The organism is Nocardia sp. NBC_01327 (assembly GCF_035958815.1).
In the GTDB taxonomy this organism is placed as follows: domain Bacteria; phylum Actinomycetota; class Actinomycetes; order Mycobacteriales; family Mycobacteriaceae; genus Nocardia.
Window position 1 is genome coordinate 7,478,986 of the sequence record NZ_CP108383.1, and the last position, 19,510, is coordinate 7,498,495.

Below are 19,510 nucleotides of genomic sequence, written 5' to 3' on the forward strand. Positions count from 1 at the left end.
ACGTGCTCCCTGAAGAAGCGTATCGACGCGCGACGGCGTTGGCGGCGATCCGCTCGTCGAGCCATGAACTTCGGCATGAGGCGCGTCGGCCAAACGAACGCACTCATTTGCCGAATGGAGCGCATTTGCTTCGCTGCCGCTATGGCAGCCCTGACTCCTCGGAAATGATGCTGCGGGCTTCGCTTTCCATCGCAGCCACCCAGTCTTGGAAGCTGGCGTACTCGATGTCTTCTCCGTATGCGCAGTCGTAGCAGGGACTTGCCGCGGCTCCGGCCGCAGTGTCGAGCATCCCGACCAAGAACCGAGCGCTGTCGGCACCCGCAGCCAGCAGTACTCGCTTCCGGCCCCTAGGGACCGTGACCGCATGGTCACCCTCGCCATCGAAGTACGCGGTGGCATCTCGATTCGCTTCGGCCCACAGACCGTGAGATTGCCCCAGATCTTCAGCCGCGAAGAGGTTCCAACTCAGGGCGAAGGACGGCCATCCGTTGACGGCGCGAAGCACATCGCTGTAGCTCGAATCGAGAACTACTCCGAGCCTCTGCTCAGCGGCGGCGATCGCTTGCTCGGAGGCGCCGGTCGTCACGAGAGGAGAAGGTCCAGGCAGCCCTTGCGCTTCGTTGACCTTTTTCTGCAGCTCGTACAGTACCTGCAGCCTCGTACGCCAATCGCTCACATTGCGGCCCTTCGTATCGGGTTGCCTGAGGATCGCTGCCATTATGTCCGATGACCACTGGCAATCCGCACATGCCGCGACCCGTGCGCAAGGCGGCAGCCGGATAGTTCAGTCGTCTGCTCGATCCGAAGGCGAGTTGTCAGGCCGACTGCCCTGATCGGTCTGCTTGAAGTGACTATCGGGAGGAGCACCTTCGGTCGAGTCGTAGCCCGAGACCCACACGCCGCCCTCTTTTCTCAGGGCCAGGTTGGTCAACTCGCCACGCTGTTGCTTGCCCCTGATCGCGTGGAAAGCCCACCAACAGGCGGCCAGCACGGCGGCTGGCAATCCGATGACCAACAGCAATTCCACAAGCGATGAGCCTAGCTCTGCATCGCGGTGACCTCGATCAACGCGGCGGCAGGTTGCCCAGCAGGTTTCGCGGAGGCCGAGCAGATCGGCTCGCTACGAACGCACTGTCTTGCCGCATGCCGCGCTGTTCGGAACGGCCAGCGCGGCACCTCGGAAGATCAACCGGCAGCATCCATCCGGCGCCGGCCGAACGCACGCTACTGCCGAATGCAGAGTGTTTTGGGCAGCGTGCCCGCGAGTTTGAGGGCGGACAACCGACTGTGAGGTTGGCCGCCTAGTGTTCGAGGGAAGGCTGTCGAAGAACTCGAGATCAGGTCCTAATCTGATTCCGGCGGATAGCCCTGACGCGGGGCAATCAGGCCAGAACGGGGTAGTTGGCGCGGATGACCGCGTGGGGGTCGTGACTGTGTTTGATTGCGCGTAAGCGGGTTAGCGTTGCGGGCGGGAAAGCGCGTGCCGCGGTGTCGCCCGGCGTGAGAAATGTGAACGGTGCCCGGTCTGCCAAGACCGGGCGCAGGGCGTCGCGGTACTGCTGTCGCCGGGCCTGGATCGCCGCTTTGGATTCTGGCGTGGTGACCATCCCGATCGCGATGAGGCAGTAGGGTGCCGTCAGCTGCCCGGCCGCGCTGTCGGATCCTTGGGCGAACGCGCCGCCGAGGTGCCGGATCTCAATCGCGAGCAGCGGCGCTATCGGCTGCAGCAGCGCTTCGGCGGTGTGATCGTCGATTCCGGTCAGTAGCTCCGAAGCGAACATTTCCGGACTGGGATCGGTTGGCTCGGACGCGATCTCGCCGAGGTCGGCGATCGCCACCATGCGGCGGGTGTCCTGGAACCTGCCCGGAATCGAGTCGAACCGCGACAACAATGCCCGCCCGCTGGCCTCGTCGCCCAGATAAGCGACCATAACGCTGGTGAGCACGGTGGGCGATCCCGGGGGCTGAAACTGCTGAAACCACACCGTCAATTCGTCGGGCGCGTTCGCGGTCACCTCCCGGAAGGCCGTCATGACCGCGGGCGCGAGGGGCCCCGGCCACACCATTGTCCCGCCGAAAACCGCTGGGGCCGGGTGCAGATCGAACTCGACCGCGGTGACGAGAGCGAAATCGCCACCGCCGCCGCGCATTGCCCAGAACAGGTCCGGGTCGGAGGTGGCGGTGACCCGGCCGGGGTGACCGTCGGCGTCGACGATGTCGAAAGCGGTGACGCTATCGGCGGCCCACCCATATTTGCGCCCGAACCAGCTCAGCCCACCGCCGAGCGAGAACCCGGTCACGTTGACTACCGCCGAACTGCCAGCCAGCCCGGTCAATCCGTGCGGTCCCGCCTCGGCGAGCACTCGACCCCACGCGACGCCCGCGCCGACCCGCGCGGTGCGGGCGGCGGGATCCACCCGAACTTCGTCGAGTTTGCTTGTGCGCACCAGGATCACGCCCTCGAGGCCGTCGCTGGCGCCGTGACCGTTGGGCTGGACCGACAGCGACACTCCGGCGCGGCGGGCGTACCGCACCAGCGCGGCGGCATCGTCGGCGTCGGCGAGCTCCACCACCGCCCGAACTCGCTGTGTGACAGCGGTACTCCATGCTCGGGACGCCGCCGCGAACCCGGGGTCTCCCGGCAACGACACCGGGCCTCGCACGATCGCGCGCAGATTGTCGCCGCCAGCTGTCGCCGGGCGTGTCGTGACAAGGTCGCCAATCCCCCAGGCTGCCGCGCCGACGACGCCCACACTTGCCGCGCCGATGAACGCTCGGCGACTGATTACCCTGCTCAATTCCCCACCACCCCAACTTGTCCCCTGGCCGAGGCCGCCGTCAAGGCCCTGGCCCGAGCCCGACAGCGGGCAGCCGGGGAAACTACAGCTGACATGATTACCTCCATAAACTACACGCTATGTGTAGTAACTAAACTACACATAGTGTGCACACCCTGCACGCGCTCACTCCATATCGCACGAACATTGGGAGACGGACGTGACCGACCCACAGAACGCCAGAGGCCGCCGCACGGTCGGCGCCCTGTTAGCGGCGACCCGCGACATCATCGAGAACGACGGCCTGCCCGCGTTGACCATGGCAGCCGTCGCCGAGCGCGCAGGCGTCACCCGCCGAGCCGTCTACCTGCATTTCGCAACGCGGACCGACCTCGTCATGGCGCTCTATCGCAGCCTTGCCGAGACCGAGAACCTCCCGGAATCGCTCCAGGCCGTGTGGGACGCCCCTGACGCCGTGTCGGGTCTCCGCGAATGGGCCGCCCACCTGGTGCGATCACACCTGCGAATCCTGGCGGTGCTGCGCGCTGTGGAGCAAGCCCAACACATCGACCCGGATGCGGCAGCGCTGTGGCGGTTCTCCCAGGGGAATTGGCTCAAGGGCAGCCGCCGCGTAATCGAACGGCTGGCCAGGGAAGGGACGCTCGCCCCGCACCTGTCCATTGACACCGCGACCGACCTACTGTGGGCGCTCATGTCGCTCGACCTGCTCGACCGCCTCGCTCACCAACGACGTTGGTCGAACAAACGGCTGACCGAACAGCTCACCACCACGTTCATTGCCACCTTTGTCGCACCGTCGTGACAAAACTTGGCACTCAACCAACGCTGACATCCCCAACAGCAGTGCCACAATCTTCGCCACTCCGATCCTGACACCAGTCTCTTACTAGCCGCGACCCGCACGGCTCATCTAGCCATCTAGGAACCGGCCAGGGCCGTTATCTGGTGAGCAAGGTTGGCGAGATCGACCGTGCGTGTGGTGTCGACCATGACCGTGGGAGCCAGCCCGAGTGGCCCAGCGTGCGCGGCCCAGCTGTCCCAGTCCTCGGCCAAGCGTTGCTGGTCTCGGTAAATGGCTGCGCGCTGTCGTGACGCGTATCGGGTTCTGGCGACCTCTGTGGGAACGTCGCACCAGACTTCCACGACGCTGCGAGCACCGGTCTTCTCGATACCCGCGCGGGCCAAAGCCAGATCTCGCGGCCTGAGCCACCACGAGTCGATGACAACGTCGGCTGGTGACTCCTTCGCCAGCGCCCAGACCGTGTCCATGGCGATCCCTCCCAGTTCCGGTACCTCGAAAGCGTTTTCGAGGCAACCGGCCAACGCTTCCTTGACGACGTCCTTGGACAAGAACCAAGCGTTTAGAGACCGAGATAACGCACCACCCAAGGTCGTCTTACCCGCGCCGGGAAGTCCGTTCACCAAGACCAGCAATCCGTCCACCGATAGATCATGTCCCGCTACCGGGCCCGGACCGCCGCAACGCACTGGCTTGTCGAACCCGCGCGTTGGTCGGCCGTCCAAACTGGTTGGCCGACAGCGCTTCCAGGTGCGCGCTCATGCGGATTTTCGTATGCGTCGGCGGCGGTACTTCGCTCCCCGTCCCGACGCGACATGTAGCTGCTCAATATCTGTGGCGCGTATTTGGGACCGGCGAGCATGATCGGCAGATGCAAGCGGAGAGTCTTGTCGTGGTTGAGCTGTCAGATGACGAGCGGCACGTACTGCGGTGCGGGCTGAACGAATGGGTCGGTCCCGCTCGCAGCTCTGAGGCACTCGCGGTTGCGATGGGCTTCGCGAGCGTGGAGGACCTGTACGAACAAGGACAGCGGTTGCGAGCCGCGTTGAGCTCGAATCAGCCTCTGAGTGCGTCGGATTGGCGACGAGCACTGGTGGCGACTGAATTCGTTTTCGCCAGTGATGTTTTCGGGTCCGGTGTGGAGTGGCCGACAACCACGGGGCTCCGTGACGAGGAGACCATCCGTATCCTTCGGGGGTTGCAGCGGAAGCTCAACCGCACCGTGGGCCGGGCACTGTACGGCCATCGCTGACCTGGGCGTCCGCACATGCCACGTAGGTCCTTTGCCTGGCCCGGCACCAGATCGCGGCGTCGCGCGTTACCGCGAGGGCGCGGCTGTGGCGAGCCACTCGGTCAGTGTGGCGAAGTCACTGTGCTGCAGTCCGATTCGTGGGTCCACGCGGAACAGGAGCGCAGGTTCGGGGTGGTGGCGAGATACCCACTGCTGATCGTTGTCGCTGATCTCGTCGTCGACCCAGATGAATGGCCGGCCAGCCGACCACTCGACCAACGTCCGTGTCTTCCAATGTAACCCGAACCATTCGTCGACATGATGATCGGTCCGGTCCGGCCATTCCACGACCGCCAGCGCTGGTAGACCCAGCAATGGGCACACGACGTGGTTCGCTTCGTGCAGCCAGGTGGTCGCCCACACCATCTCGCAGGGCAGGTCCGAAAGCAGTGGCCCCAGTGTCGGGTCGACCCGGGTCAGAAGTGGGTTCGTGCTGTGCGGGGATTTGTCGGCGGTCGATGGCTTTTGGTGGTCTGCGGGCGCGGCGCCGAAAGGGATGAGCGGGCCGTCGACGTCGAGGAAGAGCAGCGTGCGGTGCGGTGTGTCCATCGCCGTGAAGGCTAGCCCGGACCGACGTCAGCGCGGTGTCCAGGAAACGCACTACATTGCCGAATGGTGTGCGTTGCCCTGTGCGGGTGAACGGCAGATGACCCGCCGCGCCGGGCGGTCGCAGGCGACTCCGAGCAAGTGTGCGGATAGGTTGCCGGTATGAAGCCCGGGGAACTGTTGTTGCTCTACATCGTCGCGCTAAACGGCTACGCGTTATTGCTGATCTATTTGCGGGCGTGGCTGAATCGGGTGCCGTTGTATCGGCCGATGGTGTGGAACTTCTTTCTGTCGGTGCTGCCGCTGGGGATCCTGCTGGTGGTGCTGATCGCGGCCGGTCTGACCGATGCGTTCGTCGGACGGGGCATCGCGATCGGGGTCGGTGCCATTGGGTTGCTGGTATGGCTGCTGGCGCTGCCGAATTCGAGCTACCTGATCACGGAGTTGAACCTCAACCATCGGCGCGAGGACGATCCGGTGCCGCTGTGGTACGACATCGTGGCGGTGTTGTCGTTCGCCATGTCCGGTGTGGTGAACATGATCTTCGGGGTACTGATCGTGCAGATCGGATTCGTCGCCGCCGTCTATGGCGACGCTGACAACGCGGCCATCCACAGCGGCCTGTCGCGGGCCTTGCCGCCGCTGATCATCCTGGCCGTGTCGGTCGGCATCTACCTGGGCCGCTACCTGCGATTGAACAGCTGGGACGTGCGGTCGCCGCAGCGGCTGTGGGCCAAGGTGCGCGACCACTTCGATTCGCCTGCCGCACTGGGCGGTTGCGCGCTGTTCTGCGTGACGCACACCACGTTCCTGTGGCTGATGTACGGGTTGATCGTCGGCCCGCTGCTCGACTCGCTCGCGGATCAGGGGTGACCGGATGAATCAGGTGAGCGACGCGGGCCTGTCGCGCCGGTGGCCGGTGCTGGCCGGGCTCGGAGTGTCGATCGCGGTGGTGGTGTATCTGCTGGCCGTGCGCACCGCCGACGGTCAGGCGCTGGAGAACGCCGCGCTACGCGGTGCCGATCAGGCATCGGACCGGGATACGGCGCAGGCGTCGGCGAATCTGGACCGGATCACGGTGTATTCGCTGGCTGTCGCGGTGCTGTTGATTGCGCTGGTCGCGGTGCTGCGCAGGCGAATCGATCTGCTGCTGGCCGGTGTCGGGGTGATCGTGGCCGGGCAGGTGGTGGTGCAGACGCTGAAACGGTATGTGCTGCCTCGCCCCGAATTAGTGGAAACCACAGGGTATTTCACGCAGAACAGTCTGCCGAGTGGGTACACCACCATAGCGATGACGGTGTTGTTCGTGACGGTATTGGTGGTGCCCTACCGCTGGCGTGGGCTGGCGCTGCTGGTGGTGGTGTCGTGGGCGGTGAGCGTCGGCCAGTACACGCTCACGGCGAAATGGCATCGGCTCAGCGATACCCTTGCCGCGGAAGCGATCTCGCTGACACTGGCCTGCCTGGCCTCGTGGTGGCTGGTGCGGCGCGGCGCGGTACGTCGGGTCACCGGTCGCGCCCGCGTGATCCCAGTGCTCGTGACCGTTCTCCTGTCGGCCTCCGCGCTGCTCGGCCTCGCGATCGGGGTGGTGTTGTGGGCGGTTCCGTTGCGTGCGGAGGGGGTTCGCGGCGCCACCCACGATGACGAATGGAACATCTACCTCGGCGCGACATCCTTCGCCTCGGCGGGATCGATCCTGGCCGCCTTGGCATTTCTGGCCGCGTGGCACCGCCTTGACACCAGCCGCCCGACCGCACGGACAGAAGCCCGAACAGACGTGCTGTCGCTGCAATCGCGACAGAGGTAACCCGGCTGCCGATTCATTCGCAGCCGGGTTGCGAGGTTGCCCTGGGTCAGTGTCGGCAGAGCCATTCGGTGCCGTAATGCCCGGCATTGCCACCGTCGAGGTGGACCCATTGGCCGTCGCCTTCGCACGGTGCGCCCGCGACCTTCTCGGAGTCCTGCGGGGTGGTCGTCGGGACGACAACGGGCGCAGTGGTTTCGACCGGGGCCGAGTTGTCCGGGCCCGCACCATGATTGGGGTTGGTGCAGATACTGCCCTCGCACGGCACCCAAGTGCCGTCCCCGTTGGGATTCTGAATCGCGTCGGGACCGATGTAACTGCCCAGCGGGCAACCCGGATCTTGATTCTTCGCGCAGTACTCCGCGCTCAGACCATTGCCGGTGGAGCCATCGGCCCCGCGTTGTGCCGGGCTGGTGGTCGGCCCCGCCGGTGCCGGGGTGACGACTGCCGGTGCCGACGACGGGGCCGCGGAAGTCGTGGTCGTTACCGCGGTCGTCGTGCTGGTGGACGCCGGGGAGGGTGTCGAGTCCTTCGAGCACGCCGCAGCGCCGAAGATCAGGACCAGTCCCGAGAGAACCGCGAATGAACGTTTCACCGATATTTCCTTTCGGGCGGATCGGTCAGCCACAGAACACCGGCTGGATCGAGTTGGCGAGGGGCAGCAGAGGGCTGCTCTGACCGCCGGTTGCCTCGATCAGCAACATCACCGGGTAGGAGAAGACCGCGCACGCGGGCGACGGCGGGGGCGGCGTCGCTGCAGCGGTCGCCGCAGTGACCACCGGGACCGCCACGGCGATCGACACTCCGGCAATCACGGCCATAACCGAACGCTTCATCTGCAAGACCTCCTGGTCGATAAGAGAAGAGCCGTGCCTGGCGATCGTCGCCAATTCCGGCCTGGTCCAACATCTGGACACCTGACTAATAGATAACTATGCAGTTGCTGTTACGAGGCTGAGAATGAACCGGTCCAAATGCAAGCGGACACACATTCGGTACCAGAAGTGGCTCGCATTACAGCCTCCGCAACCGAGCCGCCCAATCGCCAGGCTCAGTTCGGCCCAGGAGCTTCCGCATGATTGTCGACCCTGTGCTTCTACCGAGGCGGGTTGGCGGCAATCTTGTCGAGCTGGTCACGGGCTTCGGGTGGCAGCTCCAACGATGCCGCCGCGAGGGTTTGTCAAGCAGATGACCGATCGAGGACTTGCCGGGGATCAGCGCGATCGTGGATGAGCGTTGCACACCTCAGGGCTGAGTTGCGCCTGTGAGTCCGTGGATGATGATGTCTCGGATCGTTCGGGTGAGGCTTTCGAAGGCTTGCGGGCTCGGATTGCGGAGCTGGTACATCACGGCGGCGAAGAGCATGCCGTTGACCGCGCGTGCGGCGCTCTCGACGTCGAGGTCGGCACGGAAGTAGCCGGCGTCGACGCCGTGCTGGAGGTAGGTGGCTTGGATCCCCGCGGCGAGGTCGTAGATGGTCAGCACCCGCTCGGCCATCTCGTCATCCACGGCGGCGGCCTGCAATAGCAGCAGGCGCGCAGCGCGCGGGTCATCGGCGAACACTCCGGTCAGGGATTCCGCGATGTGGTCCGCCTGTTGTCGGTAGTCGCCGAGCGTTCCGGGCGCATCGGGCGGTAGTGCTGCCAAGGTGGACGTGAGGCGCTCGACGAGGTCGTCGATGACCTGCTCGATGATGTCGCGTTTGCTCTGGAAGTACAGGTAGAAGGTGCCCTGCGCGATGCCGACGCGTTTGGCGATATGTGTGATGGAGGTGGGGTGATAGCCACGTTCGGCGAAGCACTCGAATGCCGCGTCGAGGATGTCGCGACGGGTGTCCTGCTTTCGGCGCTCCACGCGAGACAGGGGCTGGACCATGCGTCGATGGTAGTCGAGTCATCAAATGAACCATCAGTCAGTTATTGACTGATCGTTCATTTCGGCGTTTCATACTCGACATGACACGCACCACGACATCTGCGGTCGCCACCCGGGTCGCCGGGCTGCGCGCCCTCGCGCACATTGATCTACAGGCCGCCCGAGACAGCGATCCTCGGAACGGTCGGCGATGATCCCGGTGCGATTGCGTGACACGTCAGTCGCGATCACCGGCGGAGCCCGCGGTATCGGCCTGGCCACCGCGAAAGCCTTTGCCGCCCAAGGGGCCCGAGTGTTCCTCGGCGACCTCGACGAAACCGCGGTGCAGGAGGCCGCGGCCGAGATCGGTGGCAAGGGTTACCGATTGGACGTGCGCTCGCGCGAATCGTTCGCCGCGTTCCTCGCCGCCGTCGACGGCCCGCTCGATGTGCTGGTCAACAATGCCGGGATCATGCCCATGGGCCGTTTCGCCGACGAGGACGATTCGGTCACCGACGCCATTCTCGACATCAACGTCAAGGGCGTGCTCACCGGCACCAAACTCGCCCTGCCCGGAATGCTCGAGCGCCGTTACGGCCATATCGTCAATATCGGTTCCTACCTCGGTGAAGTTCCCGGAGCCGGTCTGGCGTCCTACTGCGCGTCCAAACACGCGGTGATCGGCTTCAGCGAATCGCTGCGCGACGAACTACACGGCACCGGAGTCACCGTGACCGCCGTGCTGCCTTCGGCGGTGCGCACCGACCTGGTCGCCGGTGTGCACCTCGGCGGGATTCTGCCCACCGTCGACCCCGAGCGGATCGCCGCCGCGGTCATCGCCTCGTGTGCGCATCGACGCACGATCGTCGCGGTCCCGGGCTGGATGCGAACCTACGAGCTCGCCGCCGCACTGCTGCCCGATCGGCTACTGGCCGCGGTGCGCGGACACCTCACCCGCGACCGAGTACTGCACCACCTCGACACCGCCGCCCGCAGCGCCTACGACGCCCGCGTACGCCGCGACGCCGACACCCACTCCTGAACCAACTACACCCCGAGGTCTCCGGCAATGACGCTGCGACGCAACCTTCTCCGGCTACTCTGCACAGCGCTGACCGCTCTGCCCGCCACCAGCATGCTGGCCGCGACCACGAGCGCTGATCCGGGCGCGGGCATCCCCGGCTTCTACCAGCAACCCGAACCTCTACCCGTCGGGAATCCCGGCGAGGTAATCCGCAGCGAGCCAGTATCGCTGACGTTGTCCGTGCCGACCTTCAGTGGTCCGATGCCCGGCACCGCCACACGAATCATGTTCCACACCACCGACACCCACACCCAACCGGCGATCGCGACCGGGCTGATCCTGCATCCGCGCAACCCCTGGAAAGGGCCCGGCCCGCAACCGCTGGTGGCCTACCTCAGCGGTACCCACGGGCAAGGTGCGCAATGTGCCCCCTCGCTGCAGATTCCCGGATTTATCCAGTACACCCCGCCGCTGGATGTGATGGCCGAGTACGAATTACCGTTCCTGTACGCGCTGCTGCTCGGGGGATATCAGGTCGTCGTTCCCGACTACCAAGGACTCGGCACCGCCGGAACCACCGCCTACCTCAACCCGATCGCCGAGGCGCACGTGGCCATCGACGCGGTCCGCGCCGCACAACAACTCGGCGATCCGGCAACAGCCACTGGCCCTGTGCTGTTCAATGGTTACTCCCAAGGCGGCCAGGCCGCGGGCGCGGTTGCCGAGCAGCTGGCTGCCTACGCACCGGAGCTCAATGTCAAAGGTGTCGTCCTCGGCGCACCCCCGGTCGATCTTCGTCCCCTGCTGGATCACCTCGAGGGCGGACTACTCATCGGTGTCTCCGGATACATCCTCAACGGACTCGAAGCCAACTATCCCGAAGCCGCACAACAACTATCGACACTGATCAACCCGGCCGGACGCACCATGATGAACGCCGTCGCCAATCAATGCTCCGCCGAAACCGCCCTGCGCTACGGCCTGCACCGCAGCAGCGAATGGACCACCAGCGGCCTTCCGCTGTCCCGAGTCCTCGACGACAACCCCGTCACCGCCGGCATTCTCGACGATCTCAGACTCGGACAACACGCCCCGTCCGTCCCCATCCTGCTGATCATCGGTGACAACGACGACATCGTCCCCGCCGCCCCCGCCCGTCAGCTGGCCCAGGACTGGCGACAGCGCGGCGCCACCGTACAACTCGTCCAAACCAACCTCCCGACAATCCTTCCCGGCAGCATCATCGGCCACGGCCTCAACCTGCTCACCACCTTCTTCACCACCACCCTCGACTGGATGCACGACCGTCTCATCGAGTCCTGACCAGATAGCCCGCGGACCACACTCGAACGACGCATGCTGCGTTGATCGCACACGTCTGCGCCCGCCCTGCGCACTTGATCAAGCCAGCCGGATGCCTCCCTCCCTCCATCGTTTCCGCCCCCCGAATTCCCTAATGTCTCAAGACCCTGGAACGCACTAATCTGCCGCATAGTGCGCGGGTGACACGTCACGATGTGGGTTGACGATCGCCGTAGTACGTGGTGACGACACCGATCGTGTCGTTCTCCAGAGAAACGTAGATCAGCTGCGGAATATGTTGAGTCAGTTGCTGATACAGCCATCGGCTGACGTACTCGAACGTCGGTCGATGATCGAAGAGCTCCGTCCATGGACTGCCAGAGAGGCGGGCCGCGTAGTCAGCGAGTAACTGGTCGAGTGTGTCCGTGTCGACGAACCGCGCCTTCTCGTCGAGCTGGTCGTCGGAGAACTCGAATCCGACCCGCAGGGTGACGGCGAAATCGGTGATCGGCGCGCGGCCTGACGCTTGCCACTGAGGCGAGGCAAGCCCCTGACGAGCGTTGAACTGCCTCGTGATTTCGACCCTGAACACCGGCCAACCCTATCCAGCACGGGGCTGACGGGCAGCGTGAGCGGATGCACAGAACGCACTCCTTTGCCGCTTTCCGGGCGGTCTGGGAGCGGACACGGCAAGCTGCCGCGCAGGCGAGACGCCTGGTAGAAAGAGCACGGAGCCCGTGCCTGTCAACAGCAGGCACGGACTCCGTTTTTTGCTATTCAGTTGTGTCCGGATCGGTCAGCCGAACAAGGTCAGCTGGTTCTGGTGGGCTCTCCGGTCGCAGTCTTCGCGGTAGACCTTCGCTAGCCGCTGCGCCTTGGTCTTCGAAATATCGAAGTCCACAGCGATCGCGGCCCACGTGCGGCCCCGCTCGTACTGCTCCTGGATCTCCCGCCCGAGCCGAAGCTCCACCCGGCGGCTGATCGGTTTCTTAGCCCGAGCCATGGTCGCCACCACGACTTTCGTCGTAGGGGCCTGGCATGCCGCAATCGATGCATTCGGCGTTGAATCCATCCAGTGCACGGCGGTCGTGGTGCTCACACTCCGTTGAGTAAGCATCCTCCCGCTGGCATTCCCCATCGCCCGGACATCCGGCCTCTGCGCAGGCACTGCACAACACCGGAGTGAACAGATCTCCGACCACGATGTCGAAGCAGTCCCGGCACGCACAGAACCAATACCCCGAGGTGCCGGTCATGATGACCATTGCTCCCGCGGCCGGTTACCCGGGCAGCCCGCCCACGCATCCGGGATGAACCCGCCGAAGGTGAGCCACTGATCCAGCGCCGCGACGGCCTGGGCGAGGTCGATGAGGATGCGGGCTGCGTCGTTGCAGTCGTAGTCCCTCTTCCACATGCCGAGTTCGTCGTATTGCTTGATCAGCTCGCGGATCTCGTTGAGTGCCTTGTCCGGGTCCATCACCGCCGCCTTGCGGTCGACGGTGCCGGGCACCGGTCGTGCTGGGCTTGGAGCGCACCCAGGTCCCATTGCAGGCACTGCACTTGATCGAGCAGCTCGTTGCACTGGTCCTGGGAATCGTCACGCTCCCTGATCAACTCGGCGATATACACCGCGACCGCGGTCGCATCCCGCACAGCGAGGGTGCTGTCTTCGCGATGCTTCCCGACTTCCAGGGCCTCGGTGATGGCCATCAGCAGATCGGCGGCGTCCTTGCGGTCCGGTTGCACCGTGACCACCCGGAACTTGCCATCGAGGTTGTAGAGGAACGTGAACCGAAACACTTCACGTGCCTCCATCACCGTCATCAACTGATCGGCCTGCGGTACCAGAGGATTGGTGCTCATCACGCCACTCCTTCCGGCCCCGCGACCTCGACACCGTTGAACGATGCCGTGATCTGCCGAGGCGCTGACTGGTACCCGTACCCGTGATCGATCCAATCCGGCAGCGGCGCAGCACCGTCAACATCGACAGACTGCTCCACCCTCGGCATGGCCGGCCAACCGTCGTGACCGTCAGCAGGATGCACATCGTGTACCCACCAGCGATCGATGCCGTTGTCCAGCAACTCGATCCGGCTACCGCATTCACGGCACACCGGATCAGTGCCCGGTTCGCCGTTGAACACCGCCACCGCGGTCGCCAACTGTGTGATCAACGTCCACACTTCGGCGATCTCCAGGCACGCACGCAGTCCCAGGCCGATGCCGTGTTCCCACCGGATTTCGATATCCCCGCGGGAATCGTCCTCGGTCAAGATCACGACCTCGGAAGCGAGTTCGTGCCCGTGCAGGCTGAGAGTGCCCCGACCATCGGCGGCATCCGCCGCACTGACTACATATGCCATGATCAGGCCATCCCTTCGGGCATGGTGACCGCGTCCGCGATGGCGGCATCGAACATGTCCCGCAACGACATTGCTTGCACCGGGGACATCGCCATCATCACCGGGCGCTCGCTACCGACACGGATTCCGAACATGACACTGTCGATTTCTTCGTCGTAGCAGACGTAGAACTCCATCAGTGTCAAGCTGATCCGCAACCCGCTGTCATCGTTGCCGTCGTGGTCATCATTGTTAGGAGCGAAGAGGTTTCGCATGATCACGCCACCTCTCCCGAGTCCTGCGGCAGGTCTGTGTACGGGTCGTCACCGGCCCCGCCGCTCGGTCCCGCCTTACTCGGCTGGCCGCCGCCACCGTTGCGGTTGCCCGCGAGGGCGGACCGCTTGATGGGCTTGGCGACCGCGTATTTCAGCGACACCCCGATCTCGTCGGCGACCAGCTCGACGACTGTGCGCTTGACACCGTTACGGTCCTCGTAGGTGCGCTGGCTCAGCTTCCCGGAAACGATCACCCGGGATCCCTTGGTGAGGGATTCGGCGACGTTTTCCGCGGCATCGCGCCACATCGTGCACCGCAGGAACAGTGCGGGCCCGTCTTTCCACTGGTTCGACTGGCGGTCGAATACCCGTGGGGTGGAGGCGACCGTGAAGTTCACGACCAGTTGCCCGCCAGTGATCTGGCGCAGGTCGGGATTGTCGGTCAGGTTACCGACGACGGTCAGGGTGGTTTCACCGGACATTGTTCTCACTTCTCCAAACTGGTTTTGGTTGTGTCCGTTGCTGATTGGTTGTCCGAAACAAATTCGGATCGGTAGTAGGGATGCGAATACTGTTGGGATTCAGCTGATTCGGCCGAGTTGGTGCGGTCGTGGCGGTTGGGTTCCTTTCTGGTGTTGTTGATAAAAACTCGGGGCAGATAGTCGGCAGCGGTCCTTACTGCTCGGCATCCATCTGCGCGATATAGGGTTCGGCTGATGCCTCGGCCTCGGCCTGCCCGGTTTCGGCGCGCATCGCGGTATTCAGACCGGCTTGCGAGGACGCCTCCGCATGTTGCTGCTCCTCGGCACGCTGCACGGACGTCGAATGCGCAGCGGTAGCGTGGTTCTGGGCATGTTGGGCCTTCTGGGGCACGGCGTGCCCGTTAGAAGACGCTGCGGCTGTGTTGGTTTCACGGGGAATCAGTTCCTCGATCCGCTCTTCCAGCCGTGCAAGGCGGCCAGCCAGCTCGTCGAAACGCTGGGCGCTCTCGCGGCGCAGTGCCGCCACCTCCGGCCCTTGTTCCTGAGTGTCGGCCTTCGCGGTCTCGGTCGTGGTGAGCTTCTCCCGGTGCTCCATGACTTGGTGCTCGCTGACTGCGGCCGCGTGGCGGGCACGCACCGCCTCACTGCCGCTCAGAACTTCGAATACGTTGCGGGCCAAAGGTTTCGTCGGATCGGTGTCCACCTTGTCGAGGGTCTGCACCACCTGCCCGCGTTCCTCGGCGGTAAGGACGGTCTCGTGGATGGTGTGCTCCACGCCCGCTCGTAACCCCGACAGATACGCGGTATCGCGGGCCTGTTCCTCGGCACTGGCTCCTGCGGCAGCACGGGCGGCGGAGGCTTGGGATTCGCGCTGATACTCCTGGGCGCGGGCCTGGTACCACTGCCGGGTCGTATCGACCTGGTACACGTAAAGCTTCTCGACCTCGCGGGCCTCGGCATGCACCCGCTTCCACTGCGCACGACTCAGACGGACCGACCCGTCATGAGTAGCCTTGTTGAGCTGCTGCAACAGCTGGAACATCAGCGCCGCCAACTGCGGCCAACTGCGGGCGATCTCGTCGGTTTCCTTACCGGACATCGCCATTCGGTCAGCGCCGAAAATGGGAGTGCGTTCACTACTTGGCATGGGATTTGGTTCCTTTCTGGATGGGTTAGACCGTCGCCACAGCAGCGGCAGCACGGTCGCGGGCGGCGCGCCAGACGCGTATGCGGGCACGCAGCGGGCGAGAGTGTTCGAAGACGAACCGCGATCCGGCCCCGAAGCTGTTGGCGCCGAAATCACGGAGGGTGTTGAAGGTGGTGGCCCAGTCAGGGCGGCCGATGCTGACCCAGATGCCGTAGCCGATCCAGCCCGTCAACCACCACAGCAGCGGCACAGTGGCGGCGGCCGGAGCACCGGACTGCGCAGTGAGCCACATCAGCGGCACCACAACAGCTATCGCGGCCAAGGCGGTGCGACCATGACGGACAGTGCGCCATGTTCTCGTCGTCCACCTCGGGCGGATCAGGTCGGCAGCGGTGAGACCGGAGGACTCCATGAGCTCTTGCAGCTCCCCGTCCCAGTCGATGCTCTTGCCGTTGTTGGTCATGCGAGGACTCCTTCGTGGTTGTCGTGGTGGTTGGTGTCGAGCGCGGCCAGCCAGCCGGGAACCGGGACGCTGGGATCGGTGGCCGCTGTGTCCACTTCGTTGTCCTCGGGGGTGTCCGGGGTGTTGTCCGCGTGGTCACCATCGGAGGGTTCGGTGTCCGCCCCGGTGGCCACGTAGCGGCGGACTGTCCGCTTGCTGACCGCGAGCTCGGCCGCGATACGGCCATGGGTCCACCCCTGCGCGTGGAGCTCCTGCGCTCGTGTCCGCCGGTTGTCCACCTCCGTGTCCTCATCCACGGCAGTCGTGTCCACGTGTCCGGCAGCGGATTCGGGGTGTCCGGACGCGGTGGCCACTGCCTCAGCGGCAGGGCGGACCGGCGGTGTGAGCGCTTCGATCTGAGTGGTTAGTGAAACCTCCCGGGGAACAGCAGGTTTCGGATCGACGGTTCGGATCGCTTGCACGGCTGTGGTGTTCAACCTGGTTCGACCGACTGGTGTGGTGGCGGTGTCGGTCGGGGTCATCGACAGCAGCGCGAACCCGCACACCACCATCAGCCCATCTAGGGTGAGTGGCCCGAATTCGGCGGCGGGGTGCCCGTATCCCCAGGCCAGCAACACATCTCGGACGTGCCCGTAAGAGATGACCGCTGAACCGAGTGCGACCGTGCCCGCTCCGCCGAACCGGGCTATCGCCCATGCGGGGCCGCGCCGCCATTGCGCGCGGGCGAGTACTTCGATGCTCAGCAGCAATCCGATCGGCCAGGCTGCCGCCCCGATTCGGGCCGCGATCACCAGCGCCAAGCTCGCGGGCATATGAACACCGGGCAGGAAGGTATGCAGAACATTGGTCGCCACCGACGTCAGGGACCCGAATACGAACCCGGTCCGTGCGACCCCGCGGCCCCGGGGCGGGGCGATGGGAGTGCTCATCGTGTCCACCCCCTGTCCGCCTCGTTGTCCGCGTCATCAATCGAGCTGTCCGCCTTCGTGTCCGGGGTGGCCACGGTGACCGGAGCGGGTTGTCCGGGGTGGTCAAGGCGGTGGTCATGGTTCTGGTGGTGTCCGCTTTGGGTGGCCACGTAGGCGGCCATCGAACGTAGGTAGTCGGTCATGCCGCACCGTCCTGGTTTTCGTCGAACCCGATATCGGCCCGGCGGGCACGCCCGGAATCGAGGTCCCGGACCGCCTTCAGTGGCACCCGTGCCTTCGTGTTCCGGGCCCACCGCTGCGGGCGCGGGTCTGCCGGCATTGGCGTGAGTTCGTCGGGGTCGACCGGGATGATGTGGGCCCATTGGGCTTTGAGGGCGTGCACCCACACCACGTCACCGACACCGAATTCCGCGAGCCGGTTCGGATCGATGAAGAAGGTTTCGCGGTTACCGAGGGTGCCTTCGTCACCGACCTTGCCGCCCTTGGCATGCCGGGTGTTCTCGGTGACCGGCCGTGACCCGAACACCTCCGAGACCTTCCCCGCACCTTCCAGGGCCATCAACAGGGCGCCGGAGGGGCAGGATTCGAGGAGGCGGCGGCGTTCGTCGGGGGTTTGTCCGAGCCCGAATTGGTTTTGGGCGGCGAAGAACGCCACCACGCCCATGCCCAACAGTCGTTCGGCGATATCGAATTGGTTGATGCCGCCGGTCTTGTCGGCCACCGCCGACATCTCATCGATGATCAAAACGATCTGCCGGTCATGCTCACCACACGCGAACTGGGCAATGAGTGTGGTCAGTGCGGCGACCTGGGCGCGGGCGTTGTCTCCGCGGACCGTGCCGGGCACGGTCGCATAGATGACATCGAAGGAATCCAGGGGGCGCCCGCCGTCGAAGCCCTCGCCGATCGCGGCGAAGATGTTGCGGAACTTGCCCGACACGTCCCCCACCGCGGGCGGCTTGGACTGCTCCAGGGCATCGATCTCGTTGAGGATCGAGTCGTGGTCCTTCCACGCCTCCTTCAGGTAAGCGACCGAAAGCCGGTCCAGGAACTCCTGTTTCGAGCGCGGCTTGCCCTCCGGCGCAGTGACCGCCAGTTTGGTGACCCGGACCCGGTTCTGTTTGAAGTGCTCCTCACCCAGGTTGCTGGACTGGACAGGGTTGATCATCGATTCGAGGGTGGCGCACATGTCCTCGACATTCATCGACCACAGATCGAGGCGATTGGTGATGGGCCACAACGCAATCCGGCTAGGAGTGACCCCGAGCCGGGCGGCGATCCGCACCACCTGTCGGCCGGTTTGTAATCCGGGTTTGCCGCCTTTGCAGTCCACGAAGATCAGCAGCGGACGCTTCTCCCCGGTCCGCACGTAGCGGTGCCAGTACGCGCAATACAAGCCGGTCCCGAGTCGCACCAGGGCGGTGGTCTTGCCTGCCTTCTGTGATTTGCCCAGCACCACCATGTGCCCAAGCCCGTCGATGGGCAGCTCCAACTTCGACCCATGGCGATCGGCCATCTGCGTGATCGTGGTCGACTGCGTCGCGTCTGTGCGCTCCGACAGCGGCCCGAGTACCACCTTCGCCTTCAGCCAGCCGGTTACCAGCGGCGCACCATATTTCGCGGCACGGCGCGCGGCAGCGGCTTTGCCGAGTTGCTGGCGTCGTTGCAGGCGGCGGGTCTTCCACGGCGACCCGATGCCCTCGGTTCCGAGCCGGGACAGGAACCGTGCCCGATACAGCGCCGCACCGGCCCAGGCGAGCGGCAGGCACCCGGTAATCATCGCGATCATCGCTCCCGAGCCGGGGCCGGAGCGGGCGAACACCGTGCTGCCCTGCCACCACAACACAAGTGGTGCGAACCAGGAGTTCGCCACCCACATCGCCGCGACCGGCAGCACCAGCGCACCGAGCCCGTAGTTGCGGACCTGCCGCGCCTCCCACCGCCGCCAACCAGCGAACAGATTCATGCCCACGGCCAGCACCACCACGAACGCAAGCCCGAGTAGGGCGATACCCAGGACCGCGAACACTTCGCCGACGCTGGAGATATGGAGGTGCCAGTTCGGGGCGTGCCAGCCGTTCGGCAGAGTCGCATTCTGGAACTGGCCCGGCGAATGCTGTTCTCCAGGAACCGTACTCACCGCAATAGGGGCTGGTGGTTGCGCGATCGCCGTGACCGGCATCGTCGGCACCGGGACGGTCGTCGGCACCGGCGCGGCGGTGGTGCCGCAGTCGTCGGGAGTGATCATCGGAACACATCCGCTCATCGCTGGCTCACCCCCTCGGGTGGAACCGCCCTGAGCAGGTCCTCCAACATGGCCCGGATGTCTTCCGCGGGCATTGAGCACCAGTCCCGAGAATCTCCGTTGGGCCACAACCCGATTCGCTCCGGGCTCACCCCCGAACGGGTCAGGGACTCCGCCACCCGGCGCACGATCCGTGCCGGGGGTTC

The 19,510-nt window shown here is 65.0% G+C and carries 25 protein-coding genes; 6 read left to right on the top strand and 19 right to left on the bottom strand.

Features of this window, described 5'->3' with window-relative positions; translation table 11 throughout:
• Positions 1 to 139: 139 nt before the first annotated feature.
• From OG326_RS34565 to OG326_RS34575, 3 genes are all read right to left on the bottom strand, one after another.
• Complete coding sequence (locus OG326_RS34565; RefSeq protein ID WP_327141326.1) at positions 140 to 718, bottom strand: SMI1/KNR4 family protein; 579 nt, start codon at positions 716 to 718, stop codon at positions 140 to 142.
• Between the two features lie 66 nt (positions 719 to 784).
• Positions 785 to 1,027 (bottom strand): hypothetical protein, encoded by a 243-nt coding sequence (locus OG326_RS34570; RefSeq protein ID WP_327141327.1) that lies wholly within the window; start codon positions 1,025 to 1,027, stop codon positions 785 to 787.
• Positions 1,028 to 1,382: 355 nt separating this feature from the next.
• Positions 1,383 to 2,573: an FAD-binding oxidoreductase gene (locus OG326_RS34575; RefSeq protein ID WP_327141328.1), complete on the bottom strand. Its 1,191-nt coding sequence runs from the start codon at positions 2,571 to 2,573 to the stop codon at positions 1,383 to 1,385.
• A 424-nt stretch (positions 2,574 to 2,997) separates the two neighbouring features.
• Here OG326_RS34575 and OG326_RS34580 point away from each other — a divergent pair, with 424 nt between their 5' ends.
• On the top strand, positions 2,998 to 3,600 hold the full coding sequence (locus OG326_RS34580) for a TetR/AcrR family transcriptional regulator (protein WP_327141329.1): 603 nt from the start codon (positions 2,998 to 3,000) through the stop codon (positions 3,598 to 3,600).
• A 116-nt stretch (positions 3,601 to 3,716) separates the two neighbouring features.
• On the opposite strand, the gene OG326_RS34585 is transcribed toward OG326_RS34580, so the two are convergent.
• Entirely contained in the window at positions 3,717 to 4,286 is a 570-nt protein-coding gene (locus tag OG326_RS34585; protein ID WP_327146667.1) for an AAA family ATPase, read from the bottom strand.
• Between the two features lie 71 nt (positions 4,287 to 4,357).
• Here OG326_RS34585 and OG326_RS34590 point away from each other — a divergent pair, with 71 nt between their 5' ends.
• On the top strand, positions 4,358 to 4,849 hold the full coding sequence (locus OG326_RS34590; RefSeq protein ID WP_327141330.1) for a hypothetical protein: 492 nt from the start codon (positions 4,358 to 4,360) through the stop codon (positions 4,847 to 4,849).
• A gap of 66 nt (positions 4,850 to 4,915) precedes the next feature.
• Here the strand turns inward: OG326_RS34590 and OG326_RS34595 are convergent, their stop codons facing one another.
• Complete coding sequence (locus OG326_RS34595) at positions 4,916 to 5,437, bottom strand: HAD domain-containing protein (protein WP_327141331.1); 522 nt, start codon at positions 5,435 to 5,437, stop codon at positions 4,916 to 4,918.
• Between the two features lie 159 nt (positions 5,438 to 5,596).
• Between OG326_RS34595 and OG326_RS34600 the strand changes: the two genes are divergently transcribed.
• Both OG326_RS34600 and OG326_RS34605 read left to right on the top strand, forming a co-directional pair.
• Entirely contained in the window at positions 5,597 to 6,307 is a 711-nt protein-coding gene (locus OG326_RS34600; RefSeq protein WP_327141332.1) for a DUF1361 domain-containing protein, read from the top strand.
• Between the two features lie 4 nt (positions 6,308 to 6,311).
• Positions 6,312 to 7,241 carry a phosphatase PAP2 family protein gene (locus OG326_RS34605; protein WP_327141333.1) on the top strand — a complete coding sequence of 310 codons (930 nt, stop codon included), beginning with the start codon at positions 6,312 to 6,314 and terminating at the stop codon, positions 7,239 to 7,241.
• A gap of 46 nt (positions 7,242 to 7,287) precedes the next feature.
• On the opposite strand, the gene OG326_RS43100 is transcribed toward OG326_RS34605, so the two are convergent.
• The 3 genes from OG326_RS43100 to OG326_RS34620 form a co-directional block, all read right to left on the bottom strand.
• A complete protein-coding gene (locus OG326_RS43100) occupies positions 7,288 to 7,833 on the bottom strand; it encodes a hypothetical protein (RefSeq protein ID WP_442790861.1) in 546 nt (181 codons plus the stop codon).
• 25 nt (positions 7,834 to 7,858) lie between these two features.
• Entirely contained in the window at positions 7,859 to 8,128 is a 270-nt protein-coding gene (locus OG326_RS34615; protein WP_327141334.1) for a hypothetical protein, read from the bottom strand.
• A 355-nt stretch (positions 8,129 to 8,483) separates the two neighbouring features.
• Positions 8,484 to 9,113: a TetR/AcrR family transcriptional regulator gene (locus tag OG326_RS34620; RefSeq protein WP_327141335.1), complete on the bottom strand. Its 630-nt coding sequence runs from the start codon at positions 9,111 to 9,113 to the stop codon at positions 8,484 to 8,486.
• A gap of 205 nt (positions 9,114 to 9,318) precedes the next feature.
• Here OG326_RS34620 and OG326_RS34625 point away from each other — a divergent pair, with 205 nt between their 5' ends.
• Entirely contained in the window at positions 9,319 to 10,134 is an 816-nt protein-coding gene (locus OG326_RS34625) for an SDR family oxidoreductase (RefSeq protein WP_327141336.1), read from the top strand.
• A gap of 27 nt (positions 10,135 to 10,161) precedes the next feature.
• Positions 10,162 to 11,439: an alpha/beta fold hydrolase gene (locus tag OG326_RS34630; protein ID WP_327141337.1), complete on the top strand. Its 1,278-nt coding sequence runs from the start codon at positions 10,162 to 10,164 to the stop codon at positions 11,437 to 11,439.
• 187 nt (positions 11,440 to 11,626) lie between these two features.
• Here the strand turns inward: OG326_RS34630 and OG326_RS34635 are convergent, their stop codons facing one another.
• The 11 genes from OG326_RS34635 to OG326_RS34685 all read right to left on the bottom strand — a co-directional run bounded on the left by OG326_RS34635 (position 11,627) and on the right by OG326_RS34685 (position 19,307).
• Positions 11,627 to 12,010, bottom strand: coding sequence for a hypothetical protein (locus tag OG326_RS34635; RefSeq protein ID WP_327141338.1), 384 nt, complete (start codon positions 12,008 to 12,010; stop codon positions 11,627 to 11,629).
• A gap of 204 nt (positions 12,011 to 12,214) precedes the next feature.
• Positions 12,215 to 12,517: a hypothetical protein gene (locus OG326_RS34640; RefSeq protein ID WP_327141339.1), complete on the bottom strand. Its 303-nt coding sequence runs from the start codon at positions 12,515 to 12,517 to the stop codon at positions 12,215 to 12,217.
• 153 nt (positions 12,518 to 12,670) lie between these two features.
• Complete coding sequence (locus tag OG326_RS34645; protein WP_327141340.1) at positions 12,671 to 12,928, bottom strand: hypothetical protein; 258 nt, start codon at positions 12,926 to 12,928, stop codon at positions 12,671 to 12,673.
• Positions 12,895 to 13,281 carry a hypothetical protein gene (locus tag OG326_RS34650; protein ID WP_327141341.1) on the bottom strand — a complete coding sequence of 129 codons (387 nt, stop codon included), beginning with the start codon at positions 13,279 to 13,281 and terminating at the stop codon, positions 12,895 to 12,897. The genes OG326_RS34645 and OG326_RS34650 overlap by 34 nt, the downstream gene beginning before the upstream one ends.
• Positions 13,281 to 13,784 (bottom strand): hypothetical protein, encoded by a 504-nt coding sequence (locus tag OG326_RS34655; RefSeq protein ID WP_327141342.1) that lies wholly within the window; start codon positions 13,782 to 13,784, stop codon positions 13,281 to 13,283. The genes OG326_RS34650 and OG326_RS34655 overlap by 1 nt, the downstream gene beginning before the upstream one ends.
• A 2-nt stretch (positions 13,785 to 13,786) precedes the next feature.
• Entirely contained in the window at positions 13,787 to 14,038 is a 252-nt protein-coding gene (locus tag OG326_RS34660) for a hypothetical protein (RefSeq protein ID WP_327141343.1), read from the bottom strand.
• A gap of 2 nt (positions 14,039 to 14,040) precedes the next feature.
• On the bottom strand, positions 14,041 to 14,520 hold the full coding sequence (locus tag OG326_RS34665) for a single-stranded DNA-binding protein (protein ID WP_327141344.1): 480 nt from the start codon (positions 14,518 to 14,520) through the stop codon (positions 14,041 to 14,043).
• Positions 14,521 to 14,713: 193 nt separating this feature from the next.
• Positions 14,714 to 15,667 carry a hypothetical protein gene (locus OG326_RS34670; RefSeq protein ID WP_327141345.1) on the bottom strand — a complete coding sequence of 318 codons (954 nt, stop codon included), beginning with the start codon at positions 15,665 to 15,667 and terminating at the stop codon, positions 14,714 to 14,716.
• 25 nt (positions 15,668 to 15,692) lie between these two features.
• Positions 15,693 to 16,130 (bottom strand): hypothetical protein, encoded by a 438-nt coding sequence (locus tag OG326_RS34675; protein ID WP_327141346.1) that lies wholly within the window; start codon positions 16,128 to 16,130, stop codon positions 15,693 to 15,695.
• On the bottom strand, positions 16,127 to 17,059 hold the full coding sequence (locus tag OG326_RS34680) for a helix-turn-helix domain-containing protein (RefSeq protein ID WP_327141347.1): 933 nt from the start codon (positions 17,057 to 17,059) through the stop codon (positions 16,127 to 16,129). The genes OG326_RS34675 and OG326_RS34680 overlap by 4 nt, the downstream gene beginning before the upstream one ends.
• A gap of 178 nt (positions 17,060 to 17,237) precedes the next feature.
• Positions 17,238 to 19,307, bottom strand: a complete 2,070-nt coding sequence (locus tag OG326_RS34685) for a hypothetical protein (RefSeq protein ID WP_327141348.1) — start codon at positions 19,305 to 19,307, stop codon at positions 17,238 to 17,240.
• Positions 19,308 to 19,510: the final 203 nt, after the last annotated feature.

Coding starts and splice junctions, on each gene's coding strand:
- OG326_RS34595 (WP_327141331.1), bottom strand. CDS start 5,437: ATGGACACACCGCACCGCACGCTGCTCTTCCTCGACGTCGACGGCCCG.
- OG326_RS34590 (WP_327141330.1), top strand. CDS start 4,358: ATGCGGATTTTCGTATGCGTCGGCGGCGGTACTTCGCTCCCCGTCCCG.
- OG326_RS34565 (WP_327141326.1), bottom strand. CDS start 718: ATGGCAGCGATCCTCAGGCAACCCGATACGAAGGGCCGCAATGTGAGC.
- OG326_RS34660 (WP_327141343.1), bottom strand. CDS start 14,038: ATGCGAAACCTCTTCGCTCCTAACAATGATGACCACGACGGCAACGAT.
- OG326_RS34650 (WP_327141341.1), bottom strand. CDS start 13,281: ATGAGCACCAATCCTCTGGTACCGCAGGCCGATCAGTTGATGACGGTG.
- OG326_RS34665 (WP_327141344.1), bottom strand. CDS start 14,520: ATGTCCGGTGAAACCACCCTGACCGTCGTCGGTAACCTGACCGACAAT.
- OG326_RS34675 (WP_327141346.1), bottom strand. CDS start 16,130: ATGACCAACAACGGCAAGAGCATCGACTGGGACGGGGAGCTGCAAGAG.
- OG326_RS34605 (WP_327141333.1), top strand. CDS start 6,312: ATGAATCAGGTGAGCGACGCGGGCCTGTCGCGCCGGTGGCCGGTGCTG.
- OG326_RS34630 (WP_327141337.1), top strand. CDS start 10,162: ATGACGCTGCGACGCAACCTTCTCCGGCTACTCTGCACAGCGCTGACC.
- OG326_RS34680 (WP_327141347.1), bottom strand. CDS start 17,059: ATGAGCACTCCCATCGCCCCGCCCCGGGGCCGCGGGGTCGCACGGACC.
- OG326_RS34670 (WP_327141345.1), bottom strand. CDS start 15,667: ATGCCAAGTAGTGAACGCACTCCCATTTTCGGCGCTGACCGAATGGCG.
- OG326_RS34620 (WP_327141335.1), bottom strand. CDS start 9,113: ATGGTCCAGCCCCTGTCTCGCGTGGAGCGCCGAAAGCAGGACACCCGT.
- OG326_RS34685 (WP_327141348.1), bottom strand. CDS start 19,307: ATGATCACTCCCGACGACTGCGGCACCACCGCCGCGCCGGTGCCGACG.
- OG326_RS34600 (WP_327141332.1), top strand. CDS start 5,597: ATGAAGCCCGGGGAACTGTTGTTGCTCTACATCGTCGCGCTAAACGGC.
- OG326_RS34655 (WP_327141342.1), bottom strand. CDS start 13,784: ATGGCATATGTAGTCAGTGCGGCGGATGCCGCCGATGGTCGGGGCACT.